The organism is Oleiphilus sp. HI0066, assembly GCF_001635725.1.
Genome location: NZ_LWFH01000901.1, coordinates 1 through 441, shown reverse-complemented (window position 1 = coordinate 441; position 441 = coordinate 1). Strand labels below are relative to the sequence as shown.

At 43.8% G+C, this 441-nt stretch carries 1 protein-coding gene; it reads right to left on the bottom strand.

Features of this window, described 5'->3' with window-relative positions; genetic code table 11:
• The coding region (locus tag A3738_RS10540; RefSeq protein WP_156504189.1) for a DUF1853 family protein at positions 1 to 441 on the bottom strand (441 nt) is incomplete at both ends.

Here is a 441-nt window from a genome sequence, read left to right as displayed (position 1 = left end):
TCATTAAGATGTCGCAGTTTTATATCGAGCCGATCAATTTGGTTTGGGCCGACCCAATATGTTTGAGTAGATGAACCGGAAGAGTACGGCACGCCGAGATAGAACTTAATAGCGAGCTCTTGGTGAATAATTTGTTCAGTGTGTTTGTCGTGTACTAGAAAATCAAACTCGCCAAGTGTCACGCCGTCGACATTGATTTGAAGGTTTTTGGCCAGTAGTTCATATCGTTCACTGTATTCTAGGTAGCATTGCCAGAGCGACTCTACATGAGGGCCTAGAAAGTGACTGTTACTGTTCTGAAGTATTTCCTCGAGTTGCGGTCTAAGGCGCTGCTCATTAAGTTTGTCATCGAAAGATGCGCAGGTCTTATGCAATGCCGCAATGGTCTGAACATCGATGTTTACGATGTCTTTCTGCGCGATAAGCCAGTTCAAATTATTT